Source organism: Tunturiibacter empetritectus (assembly GCF_014201375.1).
Classification (GTDB): domain Bacteria; phylum Acidobacteriota; class Terriglobia; order Terriglobales; family Acidobacteriaceae; genus Edaphobacter; species Edaphobacter lichenicola_D.
Genome location: NZ_JACHDZ010000005.1, coordinates 328,602 through 347,975 on the forward strand (window position 1 = coordinate 328,602; position 19,374 = coordinate 347,975).

Genomic DNA, 19,374 nt, shown 5'->3' on the forward strand with positions numbered 1-19,374 from the left:
TCTGGATGAGTTTTTTATGGGAGGGTGCGATGAGTGTGGGAATTGAGTTGTGGCTGGTGCGTCATGGGGAGACGGAGTGGAGTTTGAGTGGGGCGCATACGAGCCGGACGGATATTCCGTTGACCGACCATGGGCGGAAGCGGGCGGAGGAGTTGCGGGATTATCTGAAGGGGACGAAGTTCGATGCTGTGTTTGAGAGCCCGATGCAGAGAGCGCGGGAGACGTGTGCGATTGCCGGGCTTGGAGATCGGGCTGTGGTGGAGAACGGGTTGAAGGAGTGGGACTACGGCGTGTACGAAGGGAAGACGACCAAGGAGATTCAGGCGGAGATTCCTGGGTGGTCGGTGTGGAAGAACGAGATTATCGGCGGCGAGACGGTAGAGCATGTTGGGGAGCGTGCGGATGGAGTGATTGCTCGAGCGCTGGCGGCTGCTCCGCAGGGCGGAAAGGTGGCGCTGTTTGCGCACGCTCATATCCTGCGGATTCTGGCGGCGCGGTGGATCGGATTGCCTGCCACGGGCGGGAGTTCGCTGGCGTTGGGGACAGGAAGCGTCAGTGTGATGGGGTGGGAACGGGAGACGCGGGTGATCTCAAGTTGGAATCGCGGATTTGAGTAGAGGCTAGAAGTTCTTGATGTGCTGGGGTTGTAGTCCTACTCCTACGAAGCGGGCTGGGAGATTTTGGAAGCCCGGGAGGCTGGTGAGGATTCGCAGGGCGAGCGGTGGGTGAATGGGGCCCGGGTTGCGGAGAACTTTGTTGAGGATGCGGTGGGCGAAGACCTGCACGCGCTGGGTGTTACGAACTGCGCTTTCGCGATAGTGTTGCACCTGGGCGAGATTGTGCGGGCTGAGGGTGTTTGAGAGCAGCGCTTCGCTGAGAATGTTGGCGGTGGCGACGGCGTCCTGGATGGCGATGTTGATGCCGATGCCTCCGACGGGGGACATGGCGTGGGCGGCGTCGCCTATGCAGAGGAGGCCGGGCGAGGACCACTCGATGAGGCGGTTGACCTGAATGGTGAGCAGCTTGACCTTGTCCCAGGAGTCGATCTCGGCGGTGCGGCCAGCAAGGAAGGGGACGACGCGCTCGATGCTTTGTTGAAAGGCGGGAATGTCTTCCTGCTGGATGGCGGGAAAGGTTCCTTTGGCGATGATGTAGCCGACCTGGAAGTAGTCGTTGCGGTTGATGAGGATGATGAGGCGGCCGTAGTTGATGTAACCGAGCGCGTTCTCGGGATCGGAGGGCTGGCGGGCGATCTTGAGCCAGAGGACGTCAACGGGGACGCCGACGTCCTGGAGTGTGAGGTGGCCGGCGTCGCGGGAGATGGCGTGGCGGCCGTCGCAGCCGACGGTGAGGGTGGCGGGGATTTCGACCGGGCCTTCGGGTGTGTTGGCGCGGACGCCGGCGGTGACACCGTTTTGTTGGATAAGGCCGGTGGCCTCCCAGCCCATGCGCAGGGTGAAGGCGGGAAGATGGCTGGCTTCGCTTGAGAGGAAGTCGAGGAAGTCCCACTGCGGCATGAGGGCGATGAACTTGCAGTGGGTGGGGACGTGGGCGAAGTTCGCTATGGGGAAGCGCTCGCCGCCGATGATGGCGGAGAGTGCTGCGACCTGAGAGTGCGGGATGGTGAGGAACTTTTCGAGGAGGCCGAGTTCGTAGAGGAGGTCAAGCGTGGAGGGATGGATGGTGTCTCCGCGGAAGTCGCGGAAGAAGTCTTCGTGCTTTTCGAGGACTGTGACCTTGATGCCGGCGCGGGCGAGGAGAAAGCCCAGCATGATGCCTGCGGGACCGCCTCCGATGATGCAGCAGGTGGTGGCGAGCGGGTTGGGAGCGACGGCCATGGGTGGTGATGAGGGTAGCAAGCCGCGGGGAGAGCGTCAAAAAGATTTACTGCGGATTTGCGAGCATGAAGGTGAGCCAGTCGGCGGGGGTGTGGGCGAGGTGGTCGGGTGGTGCGTCTTCGAGGGAGTGGGGTTTGAGGCCGAAGGTGCAGCCGATGCTGCGGGCGCCGCAGTTGCGGGCGGTGAGGACGTCGATGTCGGTGTCGCCTACCATGATGGTCTCGGCGGGAGTGATGGCGTGGCCGGCGAGGGTGGAGGCTTCGGCGATGAGGGCTTCGAGGCCATGGGGGTCGGGTTTTTTGGTGTGGAAGCTGTTGCCGCCGTAGTTCTGGAAGAAGAACGGTGAGAGACCGAAGTGGGTGCAGATGTCGCGGGAGGGATGGACGGGTTTGTTGGTGAGGACGGCCATGAGGGTTTGGGGGTGTGTGGCGCGGATGGTTTGGAGAGCTTCGAGGACGCCGGGGTAGACGTAGGTGTAGTCGAGTTTGTGGATGCGGTAGTAGTCGAGGAAGAATGTGAGCGCTTGAGTTACATATTGCTCGTCGGAGATGTCGCCTTCAGGGTCGCCGATGGCGCGGCGGACGAGCATGGAGACTCCGTCGCCGATGTAACCGGAGATGACGGCTTCGGGGAGTGTGGGTTTGCCGAGGTGGGCGAGGGTGGCGTTGACGGAGTTGCAGAGATCGACGCGGGAGTCGATGAGGGTGCCGTCGAGATCGAAGACGATGAGGCGGGGAGGGGATGCGAGCGGCATGGTTTAAGGGTAATAGAAAAAAGACGGTGGCTGCGGTTAGTTCCGCGGCCACCGTTTCTCTTCTTTAGGGGAGGACTATTTGATGGAGATGTCGCCTGAGCCGGTGCCGATGCGGAGGGTGGGGCCGCCGCCGCCTACGACCGCGCTGACGTGATGGCGGTTGAGGCTGCCCTGCATGGTCATGGGCTGAGCGACGCTGATGTTTCCAGAGCCGGTGTCGGCGTCGAGGTTAAAGTGGGCGCTGCCGACAGTGAGGCCAACGCTGCCGCTGCCGGTGGAGAGCTTCCAGTCGCTGGTGGGCTGGCCTTCGACGGTGATGTCGCCGGAGCCCGTGCTGGCTTTGAGGGCTCCATTGAGGCCGCGGAGCTGGATGCTTCCTGAGCCGGTTTCGGCCTTAACGTCGCCTGGTCCGGTCTGCTGAAGTTCGATGTCGCCGGAGCCGGTGCCGAGAGTGGTCATCCCCTGGACGCCGTGGACCCGGACGCTGCCGGAGCCGCTCTGCGCTTTGACGGCGGCGCCTACGTCCTGAATCTCAATATCGCCGGAGCCGGTGGTGGAGTTGATGGTGGAGGCGCGGGGGAGAGAGATGTCGTAGTCGATGGAGATGTTGCGGTAGAGGTCGTTGTTGTGGCGCTCGCCGATGGTGACGTCGTTGCCGCTCTGGACGATGGGCGGATTGGCGATGATCTGCTGGATGCGGCTGTCGGTGTCGGAGCCACCGCTCATCCAGCCGTGGCTGGAGTGGAGATGGGCGACGATGTGGATCTGATCTCCGGAGCCGGGATGGAGGCGGATCTGGCCGGAGCCGGTAGAGACGGAGACGTTGGGAGAGCTGCCAGCGCTGAGGGTGCGCTCGAAGTTGCCGTCGGCGGCGAAGGCTGTGGCTGCGGCGAGGGTAAGCATTGCGGCGGTGGAGGTGAAGACTGTCATCTTCATGGGCGTTCCTTTTTTTCGACTTTTCGACTCTGGGTACTGCGGTTTAGATGTTAGCTCGTCGGGTGAAGGTTGCGATCTTTGCCCGCTCGGTTGGCGGACTTTCTTGTTGCCACTGGCCTTGCAGGTTATTGCTGAAGGATGACGGTGTCGCCGGGGTTTAGGCCGGCGAGGATCTCGGTTTTGGTGCCGTTGGAGATGCCGGCCTTGATGTCGATCTTTCTGCGGCCAGTCTTTTGCTTGGGGTCGGGAACTTCGACGGAGGCGTTGCGATCTTTGTCGTAGAGGACAGCCTGCTCGGGTACGGTCAGGACGTTTTTGTGCTCTTCGAGGAGGATCTCGGCGTTCGCGGTCATGTTGGCTTTGAGCTCGCCGCCGGGGTTGTCGATGGAGACGCGGACCTCGAAGGTGGTGACGTTATCCTTCTCTACGCCGAGGGGCGCGATCTTGGTGACTTTGCCGAGAAAGGTCTTGTCCTTGAAGGACTCGACCTTGATGCGGGCGGCCTGGCCCATGTACACCTTGCCGATGTCGGACTCGTCGACTTTGCCCTGCACGTATACCTGGTTGGTGTCGCCGATGGTCATGACGAGGGTGGCGGTGGAGCCGAGGACGAGGATGGAGCTGACGGCGTCGCCGATCTCGACGTCGCGGGAGAGGATGGTGCCTTCCATGGGCGAAATGATGGTGGTGTATCCGAGCTGCTCTTCCAGCTGCTTGAGGGAGGCTTTATTCTGAGCGACCTGGGCCTGGGCCTGGCGGAGCTTGGAGGAGTCGACCGAGATTTGAGAGACGGCCTTGTCGCGGGTGTTGGCGGCAGAGAGGTACTTCTGCTGGGCGTCGTCGAGGGCCTGCTGCGAGACCACACCCTCTTTGGACATCTGGAGGTTGCGATCGTAGGTGTGCTTGTACATGGGCAGGTCGGGCGCTTCGGCGTTGACCCTGTCGTATTGGATGGAGGCTTCAGCGGCGCGCGCATTTGATTCGGCGGCGGCGAGCTGGGCCTTTTGTGCGGCTACCTGATCGAGGATCTCCTGCTGGTCGAGCTGGGCGAGAACCTGGCCCTGATGGACGTGAGCGTTGATGTCGGTGTCGAGGCGAGTGACGATGCCCGAGGCTTTGGATTTGACCTCGACTTTAGTGATGGGCTGGACCTTGCCGGTGGCGACGACGGAGCGGGCGATGTCTCCGCGCTCTACCTTGGCTAGTTGCGAGGGCTCAAACTTTGTGGTGTTGCCGTGAGCGGCTGCGACCACGCCGAGAACGATGGCTAAGACCAGGACGCTGAGGCCGACCCAAAGCCAGGTTTTTCGTTTGTTTTTACGTTGCGTAGCCAATTGCTTGCTCCCGTTTTTGCTGGTGATATGAGTCTTCGGAGTGTGGTTACGCAGGAATGCGCTCCGCGGTTCCGTCGACTACAAAAAAGTTTACGTGACGGCGTGGCGATGTTGCAGAGTCGACGTTTAGACGGGGGAGGTGGGAGGGAGAAAGCAGTGGGGCAGGCGGGTGACTGTGAATTTATGCGTACTTTCGGAGAACCCCGAGGACCTTGCCCTGAATGCTGACATTCGCGGCCGGAGCGTAGATGGGAGACATTTCGGTGTTGGAGGGTTGAAGGCGGATCATGCTGCCCTCGCGGTAAAAGCGTTTAAGGGTTGCATCGGAGCCGTCGATCAGAGCGACGATGATCTCGCCTTCGCGGGCGGTGCGGGTGCGCTCGACCAGAACGTAATCGCCGGAGACGATGTGCTCGTCGCGCATGGAGTCGCCTCGTACTTCAAGGGCAAAGACCTCGCGGTTGCCGATGATGTCTGAGAGGGAGATGCTTTCGGCGCTCTCGATCGCTTCGACGGGCTTGCCGGCGGCGATGCGGCCCAGCAGAGGGAGACGGTCGGAGCCTTTTTTCCCGCTGCGTGCGGGAAGGACGTCGATGGAGCGGCTGCGGTTGTGCGCGCGCTGGAGGAGGCCTTTGTTCTGAAGGTTGGTGATGTGTTTGTGGACGGTGGCGAGGGAGCTGAGACCCAGGCCGCTGGCGATCTCCTCGTAGGAGGGCGAGTAGCCGTTCTTCTGGGTGAAGCCGGAAAGGAAGTCGATGACCTCTTTTTGTCGCCGTGTAATTGCCATGCGGATGATTGTAGCGAATAAAAAGCGAATTGCAAGGGGATCTTTCGAGTTTCTTTTCTCGAGTGTGCTTCGCGGGACACTTGCGGTTGGTAAGAGCGGACGCGGGGATATGCTGATTCGATGAAAACTTCGAAGAAGCTGGTTCGTATCTTTGGTTTGGTGGTGACCTTGATGCTGGCTGTATCTGTGGGGCGGGCGGAGGAGGCGCAGAAGATTGCGGAGTTGGGAAGCTGCGCTTTGGAGAGTGGAAAGGTGGTGTTGGATTGCAGGGTGGGGTACCGCACTTATGGCAGGTTGAACGCTGATGGGTCGAATGTGGTGGTGATGCCTTCGTGGCTGAATGGACGGAGCGACGACCTGGCTCCTCTCTTTGGGACGGAAGAGACTGGGCATCGGCTGGTGGATACGTCGCGGTTCTTCGGGGTGGCGTTCGATGCGTTTGGGGATGGGGTTTCTTCGTCGCCATCGAATAGCAGGCGGCAGCATGGGCCGAAGTTTCCGGAGTTCACGATGGAGGATATGGTGCGGGCGCAGTACCGCGTGTTGACCGAGGTGTTGCATGTGCGGCATCTCCACGCGGCGGTGGGGCTGTCGATGGGCGGAGAGCAGGTGTTTGCCTGGGCGGTGCTGTTTCCGAAGTTTGTGGATCTTGCGGTGCCGATCGTGGGGACGCCGCAGGTGACGAGCTTTGATCTGCTGTCGAAGCAGATCGTGATCGATGCGATTGAGTCGGACCCTGCGTACATGCATGGGCGGTATGTGACGGAGCCGCAGTTGAAGCTGGCGAATGCGATCGGGACGATGATTGTGAGTGCACCGCAGTATCGAAATGCCGAGGTGCCGAGGACGCAGTTTGCAGAGTGGCTGAAGATGGTGGAGTCGCCGCAACGACAGGACGCGAATGACAGGGTGTGGCAGGCGAAGGCGATTATGCATCACGATGTGTTGCATGGAAGAACGATCGACGAGGTTGCGCGGGGAGTGTCGGTGAAGTTTCTGGTGATTGTGGCGGCGGAGGATCGCATGGTGACTCCGCAGCCTGCGCTGGAGTGGGCGAAGGCCGTGGGGGCGGAGACGTATGTTTCCGCAGGAAGCTGCGCGCACTTGATCATGAACTGCGATGCCGAGGCTGTGTCGTCGCGGGTGGAGCGGTTTTTGGCGAGGTAGTGCTAGATTCCCGTTTTGAAATTGTCCCCACAAAAAGATCGCGAAGAACTCTTGTCAGGATGAGCCGGATGCACCAAGGTAATAACACGCCACCGAAACGGTAATGCAATTTCGGTTGGAAGGGATGACCTGAACATCTTGAGTGTGCCTTGGGAGACGAAATGCGAGTTCTGATTGTGGAAGATGATGCAGCGTTGGGTTTGTTTCTCCAGAAGGGTTTGAAGCTGGAGGGACACCAGGTGGATTGGGTGGGTGATGGCGAGGCCGGATTGCGGCATGCGGAAGAACATCGTCCGGACTTGATCGTGCTGGACCTGAGTCTTCCGCGAAAAGATGGGACCGAAGTGCTGGCGGAGATGAGCGGGCGCTTTGATGAGACCTCGGTGCTGGTGCTGACTGGACGCAGTTCGGTGGAAGAGCGGATCAAATGTTTGAACCTTGGCGCAGATGATTGCCTGCTGAAGCCGTTCAGCTTTCATGAGCTGACGGCGCGCTGCCGGGCGCTGCTGCGGCGGCGAGAGCAGTTTGCGGATCCGGTGCTGCGACATGGCGACGTGGAGCTGAACCGGATGGAGCGCAAGGTAATGCGGAACGGTCAGCTGGTGGATCTGACGGTGAAGGAGATCCACTCTTCGGCGGTGCTGAGGCTGAGGGCGTCGCTTGCGAGTTTGCGGCCGGGAGACTCTGCCGGGATTGTGAAGGCTAAAGCTTCGAAGCGCAAGGCTGGAACACGTTGACGCTCTGATCGAGTTGTTGTGTGAGATCTCTAACCAAAGAAAGGAATGCATGGGAAAGCAGCTTGGGCAGGGAGATATCGATGCACTGTTCGCGGCAGCCGGGGCGAATGCTTCGGCGCAACCTGAAGGTGCTGAAGCCGAAGTGCCGCTGGAACAATATGACTTCAGCAGCGCGGGGCAGATCAGCAACGATCAGATGCGAGCGATCAGTTCGGTGAACGATCTGTTTGCGAGGAACCTGATGCACACCCTGGGGGCGTGGTTGAGGACTCCGTTCAAGATGAAACTGGTCGCGGGGGAGCAGCTTCCCTTCAGTGAGTTTCTGGAACGACTCTCTTCTCCGAACTACATTTGTTCGATTCGGCTGGAGCCACTGGGAGCGGTGGGGTTGCTGGAGTTGGAGCTTGCGCTGGCATCGCCGATCGTGGATGTTCTGCTGGGTGGGGTAGGACGGGCGTGGCCCGCGCGAGAGTTGACCGATATTGAAGATGCGATTCTGACGTCTGTGGTGCAGATGACGGTGCAGGAGCTTAACCTGGCATGGCAGTCGGTCGGGTTGGAGTTCGTCTTCGAGAAGAGAGAGTCGGAGGCGGCGGTGGCGCGGATGTTGACCTCCGGAGAAAGAACGCTGTGCGTGAGCTTCGAGGCGCGGATGCCTGAGGCTCAGGGCGCGATGAATATCTGCCTGCCGGCGGTTGTCCTGAATGCGATTCTGCGGCGGTTGATCTCCGAGGGGGATCGTCCCAAGAGGCGATCCAAGGAGGCGCAGGCAAGGGTGCGCCAACTGATGGGCGAGGTAAAGTTCGGCGCTGCTCTGCAGTTTCCCTCGATGAGGCTTCGTGCGAGTGAGTTGGCGGCGCTGGAGCCGGGGATGGTCCTGCGTCTCCCGTTGGCGAAGCACGCTATCTCCGAGTTGCGGGTTGGTGGCTTGCAGTTGGGAAGAGCGCATCCGGTGAGGACCGGCGAACATCGTGGGGCTCAGCTGGAGGGCGAGATCGAGAGTGAAGACCTAAGCGGCGTTTTGGAGACTCAGAGCGCGGCCGAGACGATGAGTGTGAACTAGGAGAGGAACGGGACATGGAGAAGGTGACGGGTTCGGATGAGATTGCTGGGATTGGGCTTGGGAATAATCCCGGGATTGATCCGAGGATTGGGTTGTTGTGTGACATTGAGCTGGATGCGACGCTGCAGTTCGGTTCGCGTGAGATGCCGTTGCGAGAGGTGCTGGAGCTTGGACCAGGGGACGTGGTGGAACTGGATCGTCATGTCTCCGAACCGGTGGACCTTGTTGTGGGAGACAGAATCGTGGCTCGGGGCGAGGTGGTTGTCGTCAGCGGCAACTTCGCGCTGCGCATCACGGAAGTGGCTACGCCGCAGTTGAGACTGGAGAGTATTCGATGCCTTTTCTAACGAAGAAGACGGGAGCGATGAAGGTGAGCGCGCTGATGCCGAGTGCCTTGCGGGTAGGGAACGGGGTAGCCTGGCAGGAGGATGAGTACAGGCCGTCGAATGAGCTTGCGGGGTTTGAAGGGTATGGCCTCCCGGCTTCTGCGGGGAAGACGCCGCAGCGGAGGATGTGCGGGAACTCCGAGTGTGAGAGCGGTTGGACGATGCCCTGGCGAAATCGGCGCAGACCGATCTTCGAAGGACAGTGGGGATGTAGCGGACGGTGCGTGCTCGCGATGGTGCATGCGGCAGTGCGCCGCGAGTTGCGAGACGGAGGAGCGTCGGCAGATTTGTCTCCACATCGGCATCGAGTTCCGCTTGGCCTGCTGATGCTGGCGCAGGGATGGATTACTCATCCGCAGCTTCAGAAGGCGTTGGCGGCGCAAAGAGAGAACGGGAGTGGGAAGATCGGTGAATGGCTTCTGAGCGAGTGCGGCGTGGAGGCTGAGCAGATTACCCGCGGATTGAGCATGCAGTGGGGGTGCCCGGTGCTGACGACCGAGGGATTCTCTCCGGAGGCGATGGCTCTGGTAATGCCCAGGGTATTCGTTGAAAAGTTCGGCCTGCTGCCGTTGAGAGTTGCGGGATCACGAATCCTGTATATCGGTTTTGCGGATCATCTGGATGCGTCCTCCGCGCTGGCGATGGAACAGATGACGGGATTGAAAGTTGAGAGTGGAGTTGTGGAGGGGGCTCAGTTCGAAGCGGCTCGAAGCAGGCTACTTGCGTGCGAAGGAGTGGAGGCAAAGCTGGAGACAGCCGCGGATAAGGATTCGATGGCCGCGCGGATCACTGCGGTGTTAGAACAGAAACAACCGGTGGCGACTCGCCTGGTTCGACTTCACCAGGATTATTGGTTGAGGATGTGGCTGGAGAGCGGCACGGTGGGGAGAGCAGGTAATCTTCCGGTGTCACATGAGGACGTGAAAGACTACGTCTTTACCATCAGAGTTCAATAGCAACCTGGATCCAATAGCAGCGACATATGAGGATTTCGTTGAAAGAAAAGAGGGCCGATTGGTCCTCTTTTTTGTGTGAGCGAATGTCTTATCGCTGCATGAAACCTGAGGTCGGCGACACATCGGAGACCGTCATTGCAGGAATGCCGGTGCTTTTGGAGCTTTGCTCGGGGCCGAGACCCAGCTTGATGATGGCTCGGGAGTCGGGGATCAACTTTGTCTGCCAGCCGTTATCTGCCTGAAACTTCTGCATCGCCGTCTGTGTCTGAGAGTCCCAGTGGCCTGATGCCTCGCCGGAGAGGTAGCCGGACTTGATCAGCGAGGCCTGGATCTGGGTTGCTCGCGCATCATCGATAGTTCGCTGTCCCACTGGCTTCGCGGATTTTGAGTGTTTACTCGACACTCTGGGCGAGGTTGGGCCACGACGCGAGTGCGTGAACGCGAGGCATGGCATTGCGGTTGCCAGAAGCAACGTCGAGGTTAGAAATGCTCTGCCGAACTGCATAGTTAGTACATCACCTTGGGATAAATATCGGTAAGTGAATACCGAGACTGTCGTCGATGCTGAGAGTAGGGTACCCCGATAGTAATGTGTATTGCAAGAAAAAGGTTGACTATTGGAAATACATCTTTCGGTGGGTTGTTTGTGGAGTTCTCGAACCATGGAAGAAGGATGGAAGAAGGAGTGAGGCTGAGGTCGATCAGGATCACTCCTTCTTCTGTCGGGTTCGATGGGAGGAATGCTATGGCAGCGTCCCGCCTACGTAGGAGTTGAGGTTTTTCTGGATGGGGGACTGAATCACAAAGACGACGTCGTCCTTGGACTTGAGGGTGGAGACGATTGCGCGATAGCTGGTCTCATCTGTGACTGGTTTGCGATTGATTGCGGTGATGATCGTTCCTTTGCCCAGGCCAATCTCGTCTGCGAAGGAGCCGGGGCGGACGTTGGTGACGATGACGCCACCCTTGATCCCCACCTTGGCTGACAAGGAGGCCGGGATCGCCGAGACGGTAATGCCGAGCTTGCCTTCTCCCGCGTCGGTCTCCTGTGGGGTAGAGGTGTCGTCTGGCTGGCCGGTGATATCCGCGTATGTTTTGGCGCGATCTCCGATGACTACATTTGCGGTGTTCTGTTTGCCGTCGCGGAGGTAGCCGAGTTTTACAGTCGAGCCGACATGGCGGGCTGAGATGTCGTTGACCAGATCGTCGCCGTCTTTGATATTGCGACCATCGATCGAGACGATGACGTCGCCTGCCTGAATGCCGGCCTTGGCCGCACCACCGTTGGGTGTGACTACGCCGACGATGACACCGCTCGAGAAGCCATACACGCGGTTGACGGCAGAGGACTGGGCCACCTGGAACTGGATGCCGATGGAGCCGCGAACGACCTTATGTTCGGGTCCGATGAGCATGTTGTAGACGCTTGCGATGATGTTGGCGGGCATTGCGAATCCGACACCTTGAGAGCCCATGGACTGGGTGTAGATGGCGGTGTTCATACCGACGACCTGACCGGCCATGTCGACGAGCGGGCCGCCAGAGTTACCGGGATTGATGGCGGCGTCGGTCTGGATGAAGCGCTGGAACTGGGTTTGGGAGACGCCGTTGGGGCTGGGCTCGTCGATGCTGCGATTCTTAGCAGAGATGATTCCGGCGGTGACTGTCTTTGAGAGGGCGAAGGGGCTGCCGATTGCGAGGACCCAGTCGCCGACCTGTGCGCCGTCGGAGTTGCCGAGCTTGACGGTGGGGAGCGGCTCTTTGGTGTCGATCTTGATGACGGCGATGTCGGTGTCTTTGTCGACGCCGATCACGGTGGCGGCACGGCCTTCGTCCCCGGGACCGCCGTCAGGGTCGGTGGAGAGCTTCACGTAGATCTTGTCGGCTTTGTCGACGACGTGGTTGTTGGTGATGATGTAGCCGCGAGGATCAACGATGAAGCCGGAACCGAGCGCGCGGCGTTCGCCAGCAGCACCGCCATCGCTATCGTCGCCACCCTGGCCACCACCGAAGAAACGGTTGAAGAAGTCCTGCATATCGCCTGGGGACTGCTGGCTGTCGTCGTCGCCGTTGGGGTCGCTTGGCTGGGGCAGACGCTGGCCGCCACGTTTACGCTTGTTCGATGAGGGCTTGGGGAGCTCTTCGGTATTGATATTGACGACGGCGGGTCCGACTTGCTTGACGATCTGGGAGAAGCCGTTGGAAAGCGCAACTGGAGAGGGAATGACGAGAGGCTTTGCGTCGGTAGAGTTGACCTCAGACTGCTCTTTGCCGCTGACATTGCGCGTGAGGATGGAACCGGCGAGTATGCCGACCGACAATGTGGCAAGAAGGGTGAACGTCGTGGTGAGGCGATGGGTGCGAATGCGTTCGAGCAGCGTGGAGGATGTGTTCTTCGGTGTGTCCATTAGTAGGTCTTGACCTCAATGTTATGCGTTGCTGTGTGCCGGAGAGTGTGCGCGGCGTGAAGTTTAAGTATAGTCGCTGCGGTGTATTGTGCTTTGGCCTGAGGTGAGGTCAGCTTCACAATCAGATTAGACGCAAGAAGAAGACGAAAGTCTGCGTGAACCTTAGGAGGGGTAGGTAGGGATTGGAGCTTCCGAGGGAAAAAGTTCGATGAAGGCTATTCCTGAGAGGATGAGCGCGGCTCCCAAGAGGGACCGGTGGCCTAGATGTTCGTGCAGGACGAGGAATGAGGTGAGGCAGGCGAAGACGGGCTCGAGGGTAAGGAGGATCGCCGTGTGGGTGGGGGGCAGATGCTGCTGGGCCCAGCTTTGGATGGTGAAGGCTGCGGCTGTGGCAAGGAGGCTGGTGATAGCGAGTGCTGTGACTAATCGAGGCGTGAGGGTGAGATGAGGCCTTCCGCCTAAGGGCAGCGTGACGGCCATGAGAAGTGCAGCAGCTCCGATCTGGAGAGTGGCGAGCTGTGCGGTTGGGACCCTGCGGGAGGTGTGAGCCAACGATAGGAGATGGGCGGCGAAGGCTATGGAGCAGCCCAGAGTGAGTAGATCTCCTGCGCCGATGCTGCTCGAGAGATTCCGCCAGGATGTTCCGGCGGGCGTTGTGAGCAGGAGAAGGCCGGAGAAGGCGAGGATGGCTCCGATGGCAGTGGTCCAGCGCGGCGGTGGTGTCCCTTGCGGGCGAATCGCAGCGATGAGGGTGAAGAGTGGGACGAAGACGACCACGAGGCCGGTGATCAGGGCGGACTTCGCCGCGGTGGTGCGGGCCAGACCGGTGGTTTGGAACTGGTATCCGGCGGCCAGGAAGAGGCCGACGATGAGGCCGGATACGATGCTTTGGCGGTTGATGATGCGGAGTTGACGATGGTTCACGATGGCTAAGGCGAGGAAGGCAAGAGCCATTCTGAGCAGGTTGAAGAGCAGCGGCGAGATGTCGTGGAGCGCATCTTTTACTAAAACGAAGGTGGCCCCCCAGATGATGACGACCGCGAGGAGTAAGAGGTGGGCCAGGGTGGTCGGGCTTGGTCGGTGGGGCAACTAGTTGGTCGCTCCGGCGTTGGGTTTCGGTGATTGTGAGTAGACGGTTTCGCCGTTCACGATGGTGCGAAGGACCTTGGTGCGGAGGAGTTGTTGTGGGGTTGCGGTGGTGATGTCGCGGTCGAGAACGATGAAGTCGGCGAGGTAGCCGGGCTCGAGGCGGCCCTTCTGGTGTTCGCGAAACTCGGCGAAGGCGGAGGCCTGGGTGTAGGCGTAGATGGCTTCGTTGAGAGAGATTTTCTCTTGTGGCTGGAAGGTCTGGGTTCCGGCTTCGTTCTGGCGGGTGATGGCGGCGTAGAGTCCGCGGAAGGGATTGATGGACTCCACTGGGTAGTCAGTGCCGAAGGCGAGGGTGACGTTGTGGTCGAGGAAGCTCTTCCAGGCGTAGGCGTACTTGGCGCGCTCGGGGCCGAGTCGGTCGGTGGCCCACTTCATGTCGGTGAGGAGGTGGGAGGGTTGCATGGAGGCGATGACCCCCTCGCTCGAGAAGCGGTCGAAGTCTTCTGGAAGCAGGACTTGGGCGTGTTCTACGCGGAAGCGGAGGGCGGCGGGGGTCGGGTCGGGTGGAGGTGGGGTGGTGACGATGTGGGCGTCGGTGGTGTTGGGGTTGGCGGGTGGCGGGGCGAGGGTGGCTACCTGGTCGGCGGCTCCGAAGGTGTTGAGTGCCATGGCGTTGGCGCGGTCGCCGATGGCGTGGAAGCCGAGCTGGAAGCCCGCGGCGGCGCGCTCGGAGGCCATCTGGGTGAGCTTGCTCTGGTCGTAGCGGGGGAGGCCGGAGTTGTTGGGGTCGTCGGAGTAGGGCTCGTCGAGGGCTGCGGTGCGGGAGCCGAGGGAGCCGTCCATGAAGCCCTTGAGCATGGTGAGGTGGAGGAGCGGGTCGTCGGGGGAGTGGCTGGCGCGGCGCTCCTTGAGGATCTCGAGGGGCTTGTCGAAGGGGAGCCACTCGGCGAAGCGGAGGTGGAGCTGGAGAGCGTCTTCTAGCTCTTCGAGGGTGAGGAAGTCTTCCCAGTCGGAGTAGTCCTGGACGCTGGTGACGCCGTGGGCGAGGGCGTCGTTGATAGCGAGGTTGAGGGCTTTGGTTCGCTCTTCGGGGCCGGGCTGGGGGATTTTGCTGAAGACGAGGTTGGTTGCGGCGGATTCGCGGAGGATGCCGGTGGGAGGGCCCGAGGGATCGCGGTCGGGCCGATCAATCTTTGCGCCGGGGGGGGTGGGGGTCTCGTCGGTGATGCCGGCGGCGGCGAGGGCGGCGGAGTTGGCGAGGGCGATGTGGCCGTCGACCCGCTCGAGGATGCAGGGGTGGCCGGCGGTGATGGGGTCGATGTCCTCGCGGGTGGGGAGTTTGGCTCCAGGCCAGAGGGTGTGGTCCCAGCCGCCGCCCTGGAGCCAGGTTCCGGGTTGGGCTTTTGCGACGTAGACGCGGATGCGTTGCTGCATCTCGGCGAGGGATTTGACTCCGTCGAGGTTGATGGAGAGTTGCTGGCGGCCGGCGGAGGCCATGTGGGTATGGGCGTCGTTGAAGCCGGGCATCGCGAAGGCGTGGTGCAGGTCGATGATGCGGGTCTTCGGGGCTTTCAGCGTGAGGATCTCGGCGTCGGTGCCGGCGGCTACGATCTTTCCTTTGGCGATGGCCAGGGCCTGGACCTTTGCGGGGGTGGGGGAGGGGTCGTTCGGGCGGAGGTGGGCGCCGGTGAGGATGTTTCCGTGGAGGTAGATGGTGTCGGGCGGGGGGTTCTGCGCCGGGGCGAGGGTGGTGAGGAGGAGAGTTGCGGTCAGGGTGAAGGGCTTCACGTGTGGAGTGTACCGCGGAGTGGGGTAGAGTTGGTGGTTTCGGGTCGGACTTTTGTTGCTTGTCCCCTCCCCTCCCCCCTCGGGGTATCTTGCAGGGAAGTCTATTTGAATCATCGGCTTGCAGGGAGTGGCTATCGCTAAAATGCAGAAAGTAAAACAGTTGTTCGCAAAATACTTGTTTTGTTTACATTGCGGGTGATACTTCGTCTGGAGGTGCAGGTTTTGGCCTTACGCGGCCTTGTGACTTGAGATCTGGATTTGCTGGTTATCTCTATTATAGCGGCTGGAGCATAACTGATACGCCAAGCGAAAGTCCGCGGCTGGCGCGGGTTTTATGCGATTCGGGGCTTGACAGGGTTTGTGCGCGGAACATGGGTTACTTGCGCCAAACTCAAAATTCGTGTGATAGAACTTTGTTGAGTTCGGTCCGTCGCTCTCTAGACCGCCATTGCCGAAAGCGGACACATGAACGGAAGCGCGTTCATCGGGACTAATCCTCGCCTCTAAGCAGGAGTTCAATGAGTGCACTGGCCTGTTATCACCAATTGAGACAGCGAAATCGAAGGTAGAGTGTCGATAGTTCGTCTCTTATGCGCCGTAAGCGATGAAATATACCGGCCAATGCGGGATCCTCTTCGCTACCTCATCTTTCTGTACTCCGCTTTCGCCTGTTGCAAGATGGGGATATCAGGGTCCGCGTCGTTCCACAGTGTAAGGAAATCCTCATAGGCCGCCTTGGCTTTGGGGAGGTTACCCTGTAACACATAAGCGCGGCCGAGGCCAAGATGGGCAAGCGCACCGATGGGTTGGTTCAGGACGAGACCGCGATGGTCGAGGATCTTCTGGAACTCGGCGGCAGCTTCGCTACCCCGACGGGCAGCCAGATAGGCTTCGCCACGCACAAAGACCGGAAACATCGCGCTCCAATCCAGATCAATGGCTCTCGTCCCCCCAAGGTCATAGGGCGCGGCAATCCCAAGAACTTGAATGGCGCCAGAAGCATCTCCTTTGTTGAGCGCAAGCCTTCCGCGGACGCTCGGCAGATAGTTGAACTGCACAATTGTGTCTTCCGGAAACCTTTTGTCCAGATCGTCGGCCAGCGCCTTCGCTCGCGCGTCATCCTTGGTATAGGCAAACACGAGCGCAGCAAAATACTGCAGATCGCGGCCGCTCGAGAGCTTCAATGCCAAAGTGGCGCGTCGCCGCGCTTCGCCGGTGTTGCCGAACCAGACTTCTCTGAGTGCGGAGGTAGCAGAGTAGAGTGCGGGCGCGTCCTTCTCTCCAACGCGTTGGGCGCGGTCGATCGCGCGGTGACTCAGCTCGCGGGCGACTTTAAGGCGCCCTGAATAGGCGGCAGTATCGCCTTCCATACTCAACATCTGGTGCTCCCACTTCGGTAGAGACTCCACTTTTGCGGCGTGTTGGACCATCGCCGCCGTATCGTTCTGCGCGAATGCCAGGAAATACATGACGGCATCGATGTAGGACGTATGTAAAGTGCGTTGAAGAGCCTGCTCGTAGGTAGCATTCGCCTCATCGAAGCGATTTAGAGCGGTGGAGGCACGTATACGGAAAGCGTAGGCGAGGGCAAAGTCAGGACGCAGACGAACTCCCTCGGTGGATTCTTCGAGTGCTCTCTCATACTGTCCAACGACCGGCAAGATTGCCGCTCCCAGGTAGACGTGCGGCAGCTCTGAACGGGGATAATCCTGGATCCAAAGATCACAGGCTTCTATGGCCTTTGGGATGTTGCCGGTTACTCCTTTATGGTAGGTTGCGGTAATCCAATACTTCTCCGCCTCACTGGCCCGGTCGCGCAGTTGATAGGCCTTTGTGCGGTAGTCCACTGAGAGGCTGGGTTGATCCCCAGTGGTTGCCTGGACGCCTAGGTAGGCGTACGCCACCGCAAAATTGGGGTCGAGTTCGACAGCATGTTTGAAAAATGGCGTCGCCGCTTCCGGCCCTTTTGTCCTCAACGTCTGCATGGCGGAGGTGAAAGCTTTTAGGGCCTCAAGCGAGGGTGTCATCGCCTCCTCCAAAGGAGTATCAAACTTCTGGATCGTGCTCAAAGACTCGCCCAGCTTATTCCGTATCTCGACGGACACCTTTCCAAGTGCATTAAGGACATGGTTCTCGTCGTTCGCCTGTGCCTCAGTGCTTGCCAGCGTTTTGCCGCTTTCGCAGTTGACCGCCTTTAGGGTCAGAAGGTACCGGGTGCCAATCCTGGCGATCGAACCATAGAGCACCGCGGCGCTTGCCGTCCGTTGGCAAACCTCTCGCGCAATTGCCGATACCAGCTTGGCATCGGCGGGCTGGCCCATCAGACCGAGAGTCTGCTGGATCTCTTCGTCAGAGACAATGCTGAGGAAGGGGGACTGTTCTAATTGGATGGAAAGCCCCTGCCGCAGCGTGCCGTCGAAGACCGGATCGCCGGTGCTGTTGGCGAACTCCGCGAGCACCAGAGCATCTTTGTCCGTGAGCGGTTTGGCGTGCGGGCGCTGCTGCCAAAGGAAAATCCCGACGGTTGTCAGAATAAGCGCGGCAAGAGCGGCGATCCCGTACCTCAGCAGATGGTTGTGCTTTGGGCTGACGGCAGCCGCAGTTGCGTCCGTTTTCAAGACCTCGCGATCTTCGCGCGGTGCGACGACTTCATGAGCGGCATTCATCCGGCGGACTTCAGGAACAAGGAATCGATATCCTCGCTTCGGAATTGTCTGAATGTATCGAGGATCGTCGGCGTTGTCGTCTAACGCCTCTCTCAGCTTGCCCACCGCCACGCGGAGGCTGCCATCAAAATCAACGAATGTATCGCCCGGCCAGAGGCGGCTACGAAGTTCCTCTCGGGTAATGACCTCTCCGGCGTTTTCGAGCAGCGCGACGAGGAGCCGACAGGGTTGCTCCTGCAGCCTTATGCGTCTCCCATTCTTCAGAAGTTCTCCCGACGCGGGGTTTACCTCAAACGGGCCGAATTGATAGACGATTCCGGGCTGTGTCTGCACACTTGGCACCCAAAGTCCTAGAGGACTGACTAGGAGTCGAGTCTACCATCGCGTGACACCGGTTAACAGCGTGACCCATTCGCTTGAAACGCATGGGCTTAGCAGTTAACAAAGCTTTCACGACCGGTTGCTTTGACCTTCAGGGCCGCGTGGGTTCTCATGCCCCTACAACCGGTTGATCGCACCTACTTCGGCCGGTTATCTCACGGGAGGTACTTACACAATGCGAAAGCGGAAGGCACACATGAAATACATAGCAGCTATGGCGCTGATGCTCAATCTTGGTGTCGCGAGCGTTTACGCACAACACCAACCTGTAAAGATGTCGTATTCGGGAACGTCTGGGGCCAGCGCTATCAATCTACAGCAGCCCGGCACACAAACTGGCGAAGAAAATTTCGCCGGGAACGGTGCACTGGGACCATTCACCTTTCTTCTTATTAGCGCCGAGACAACTTCTCCGCAGCAGCCGCCGCCAAGCACCTGCTCTGGCCCAGCCAACATTTATTTCTCACGAGTGGCAGGGGCGGGGGTGTTTCGCTTCCGGGATGGCAGTTTGTTGAAGGTCAATTTGACGCAGGGAGCCGATTGCGTAGATCTTGCGGCCCAACAGAGCCACTGTACTCTGACTCTCCAAATCACTGGTGGAACTGACCGTTTCAAAGACGCGTCCGGCACCCTTACGTTGACCGAGACGAACGTGCCGGTCTTAGCCGACGCCTTAAACAACCCCGTCTTTTTCGCGAGTTCAGGCGAATTTACCGGAACGGTCTCCGGAGTAACCAGAGAGGAGGACCGCCAAGAGGAGCGGCAATAGGAAGTCACATCCTTGGTCGTTGCGTGCGCTTTGTGCGTAGCGGCCAAGGAGAACACTGTGGGCAACTGGGGTTAAACGTTTCGGTGGGATGGCTGAAGGGTATTTTCAGTGTCCGGATCTCGGTGGATGACAAATCGCCGAGTCACTCCTCTACGATCAGTCGCCTATCCGTACTTCACGAAAACGGGATTTTCGGCAGCTGAGGCCGGATAGTAACGATAAATGGGATGAGCAGGTCCTCCGAAGGAGGAGCAGACTATTCCCATGAAGAAGCCAGCGCAGCACCTCATCGCTGAAGTTCCACGCAGACAGGCC

The 19,374-nt window shown here is 59.8% G+C and carries 17 protein-coding genes; 7 read left to right on the forward strand and 10 right to left on the reverse strand.

Annotation, left to right across the window (positions count from 1 at the left end; all coding sequences use genetic code 11):
* Positions 1-29 precede the first annotated feature (29 nt).
* Positions 30-617 carry a histidine phosphatase family protein gene (locus HDF10_RS16095; RefSeq protein ID WP_183815103.1) on the forward strand — a complete coding sequence of 196 codons (588 nt, stop codon included), beginning with the start codon at positions 30-32 and terminating at the stop codon, positions 615-617.
* Between the two features lie 3 nt (positions 618-620).
* Here HDF10_RS16095 and HDF10_RS16100 read toward each other — a convergent pair whose 3' ends face one another.
* From HDF10_RS16100 to lexA, 5 genes are all read right to left on the reverse strand, one after another.
* The gene (locus HDF10_RS16100; RefSeq protein ID WP_183815105.1) at positions 621-1,838 is read right to left on the reverse strand and encodes an FAD-dependent oxidoreductase; all 1,218 of its coding nucleotides are present in this window, start codon (positions 1,836-1,838) and stop codon (positions 621-623) included.
* A gap of 46 nt (positions 1,839-1,884) precedes the next feature.
* A complete protein-coding gene (locus HDF10_RS16105) occupies positions 1,885-2,592 on the reverse strand; it encodes an HAD family hydrolase (protein WP_183815107.1) in 708 nt (235 codons plus the stop codon).
* 75 nt (positions 2,593-2,667) lie between these two features.
* Complete coding sequence (locus HDF10_RS16110) at positions 2,668-3,528, reverse strand: DUF4097 family beta strand repeat-containing protein (RefSeq protein ID WP_183815109.1); 861 nt, start codon at positions 3,526-3,528, stop codon at positions 2,668-2,670.
* A 125-nt stretch (positions 3,529-3,653) separates the two neighbouring features.
* Positions 3,654-4,862 carry an efflux RND transporter periplasmic adaptor subunit gene (locus HDF10_RS16115; protein ID WP_183815111.1) on the reverse strand — a complete coding sequence of 403 codons (1,209 nt, stop codon included), beginning with the start codon at positions 4,860-4,862 and terminating at the stop codon, positions 3,654-3,656.
* Between the two features lie 181 nt (positions 4,863-5,043).
* The gene (gene lexA, locus HDF10_RS16120) at positions 5,044-5,649 is read right to left on the reverse strand and encodes a transcriptional repressor LexA (protein WP_183815113.1); all 606 of its coding nucleotides are present in this window, start codon (positions 5,647-5,649) and stop codon (positions 5,044-5,046) included.
* Between the two features lie 120 nt (positions 5,650-5,769).
* On the opposite strand from lexA, the gene HDF10_RS16125 reads away from it, so the two are divergent.
* The 5 genes from HDF10_RS16125 (at position 5,770) to HDF10_RS16145 (ending at position 9,958) form a co-directional block, all read left to right on the forward strand.
* Positions 5,770-6,816, forward strand: a complete 1,047-nt coding sequence (locus HDF10_RS16125; protein WP_183815115.1) for an alpha/beta fold hydrolase — start codon at positions 5,770-5,772, stop codon at positions 6,814-6,816.
* 161 nt (positions 6,817-6,977) lie between these two features.
* Complete coding sequence (locus HDF10_RS16130; RefSeq protein ID WP_183815117.1) at positions 6,978-7,553, forward strand: response regulator transcription factor; 576 nt, start codon at positions 6,978-6,980, stop codon at positions 7,551-7,553.
* 49 nt (positions 7,554-7,602) lie between these two features.
* Complete coding sequence (locus HDF10_RS16135; RefSeq protein ID WP_183815126.1) at positions 7,603-8,616, forward strand: flagellar motor switch protein FliM; 1,014 nt, start codon at positions 7,603-7,605, stop codon at positions 8,614-8,616.
* A gap of 14 nt (positions 8,617-8,630) precedes the next feature.
* Positions 8,631-8,963 carry a FliM/FliN family flagellar motor switch protein gene (locus HDF10_RS16140; RefSeq protein WP_183815135.1) on the forward strand — a complete coding sequence of 111 codons (333 nt, stop codon included), beginning with the start codon at positions 8,631-8,633 and terminating at the stop codon, positions 8,961-8,963.
* The gene (locus HDF10_RS16145) at positions 8,951-9,958 is read left to right on the forward strand and encodes a GspE/PulE/PilB domain-containing protein (RefSeq protein WP_183815137.1); all 1,008 of its coding nucleotides are present in this window, start codon (positions 8,951-8,953) and stop codon (positions 9,956-9,958) included. Before HDF10_RS16140 ends, HDF10_RS16145 begins: the two co-directional genes overlap by 13 nt.
* Positions 9,959-10,046: 88 nt before the next feature.
* Here HDF10_RS16145 and HDF10_RS16150 read toward each other — a convergent pair whose 3' ends face one another.
* The 5 genes from HDF10_RS16150 to HDF10_RS16170 form a co-directional block, all read right to left on the reverse strand.
* Entirely contained in the window at positions 10,047-10,328 is a 282-nt protein-coding gene (locus tag HDF10_RS16150; protein ID WP_311732786.1) for a peptidoglycan-binding domain-containing protein, read from the reverse strand.
* Between the two features lie 373 nt (positions 10,329-10,701).
* Entirely contained in the window at positions 10,702-12,366 is a 1,665-nt protein-coding gene (locus HDF10_RS16155; RefSeq protein ID WP_183815141.1) for a trypsin-like peptidase domain-containing protein, read from the reverse strand.
* Between the two features lie 162 nt (positions 12,367-12,528).
* Positions 12,529-13,455 (reverse strand): DMT family transporter, encoded by a 927-nt coding sequence (locus HDF10_RS16160; RefSeq protein WP_183815143.1) that lies wholly within the window; start codon positions 13,453-13,455, stop codon positions 12,529-12,531.
* The gene (locus HDF10_RS16165; protein ID WP_311732787.1) at positions 13,456-15,243 is read right to left on the reverse strand and encodes an amidohydrolase; all 1,788 of its coding nucleotides are present in this window, start codon (positions 15,241-15,243) and stop codon (positions 13,456-13,458) included.
* Between the two features lie 638 nt (positions 15,244-15,881).
* Entirely contained in the window at positions 15,882-18,242 is a 2,361-nt protein-coding gene (locus tag HDF10_RS16170) for a winged helix-turn-helix domain-containing protein (RefSeq protein WP_183815147.1), read from the reverse strand.
* A gap of 244 nt (positions 18,243-18,486) precedes the next feature.
* Between HDF10_RS16170 and HDF10_RS16175 the strand changes: the two genes are divergently transcribed.
* Positions 18,487-19,059: a hypothetical protein gene (locus tag HDF10_RS16175; RefSeq protein ID WP_183815149.1), complete on the forward strand. Its 573-nt coding sequence runs from the start codon at positions 18,487-18,489 to the stop codon at positions 19,057-19,059.
* The last annotated feature ends 315 nt before the right edge of the window (positions 19,060-19,374 follow it).

Excerpts from the sequence above, each read along its gene's own strand:
- HDF10_RS16095 (WP_183815103.1), top strand. The coding sequence starts at position 30 with ATGAGTGTGGGAATTGAGTTGTGGCTGGTGCGTCATGGGGAGACGGAG.
- HDF10_RS16100 (WP_183815105.1), bottom strand. The coding sequence starts at position 1,838 with ATGGCCGTCGCTCCCAACCCGCTCGCCACCACCTGCTGCATCATCGGA.
- HDF10_RS16105 (WP_183815107.1), bottom strand. The coding sequence starts at position 2,592 with ATGCCGCTCGCATCCCCTCCCCGCCTCATCGTCTTCGATCTCGACGGC.
- HDF10_RS16110 (WP_183815109.1), bottom strand. The coding sequence starts at position 3,528 with ATGAAGATGACAGTCTTCACCTCCACCGCCGCAATGCTTACCCTCGCC.
- lexA (WP_183815113.1), bottom strand. The coding sequence starts at position 5,649 with ATGGCAATTACACGGCGACAAAAAGAGGTCATCGACTTCCTTTCCGGC.
- HDF10_RS16125 (WP_183815115.1), top strand. The coding sequence starts at position 5,770 with ATGAAAACTTCGAAGAAGCTGGTTCGTATCTTTGGTTTGGTGGTGACC.
- HDF10_RS16130 (WP_183815117.1), top strand. The coding sequence starts at position 6,978 with ATGCGAGTTCTGATTGTGGAAGATGATGCAGCGTTGGGTTTGTTTCTC.
- HDF10_RS16135 (WP_183815126.1), top strand. The coding sequence starts at position 7,603 with ATGGGAAAGCAGCTTGGGCAGGGAGATATCGATGCACTGTTCGCGGCA.
- HDF10_RS16140 (WP_183815135.1), top strand. The coding sequence starts at position 8,631 with ATGGAGAAGGTGACGGGTTCGGATGAGATTGCTGGGATTGGGCTTGGG.
- HDF10_RS16145 (WP_183815137.1), top strand. The coding sequence starts at position 8,951 with ATGCCTTTTCTAACGAAGAAGACGGGAGCGATGAAGGTGAGCGCGCTG.
- HDF10_RS16155 (WP_183815141.1), bottom strand. The coding sequence starts at position 12,366 with ATGGACACACCGAAGAACACATCCTCCACGCTGCTCGAACGCATTCGC.
- HDF10_RS16175 (WP_183815149.1), top strand. The coding sequence starts at position 18,487 with ATGAAATACATAGCAGCTATGGCGCTGATGCTCAATCTTGGTGTCGCG.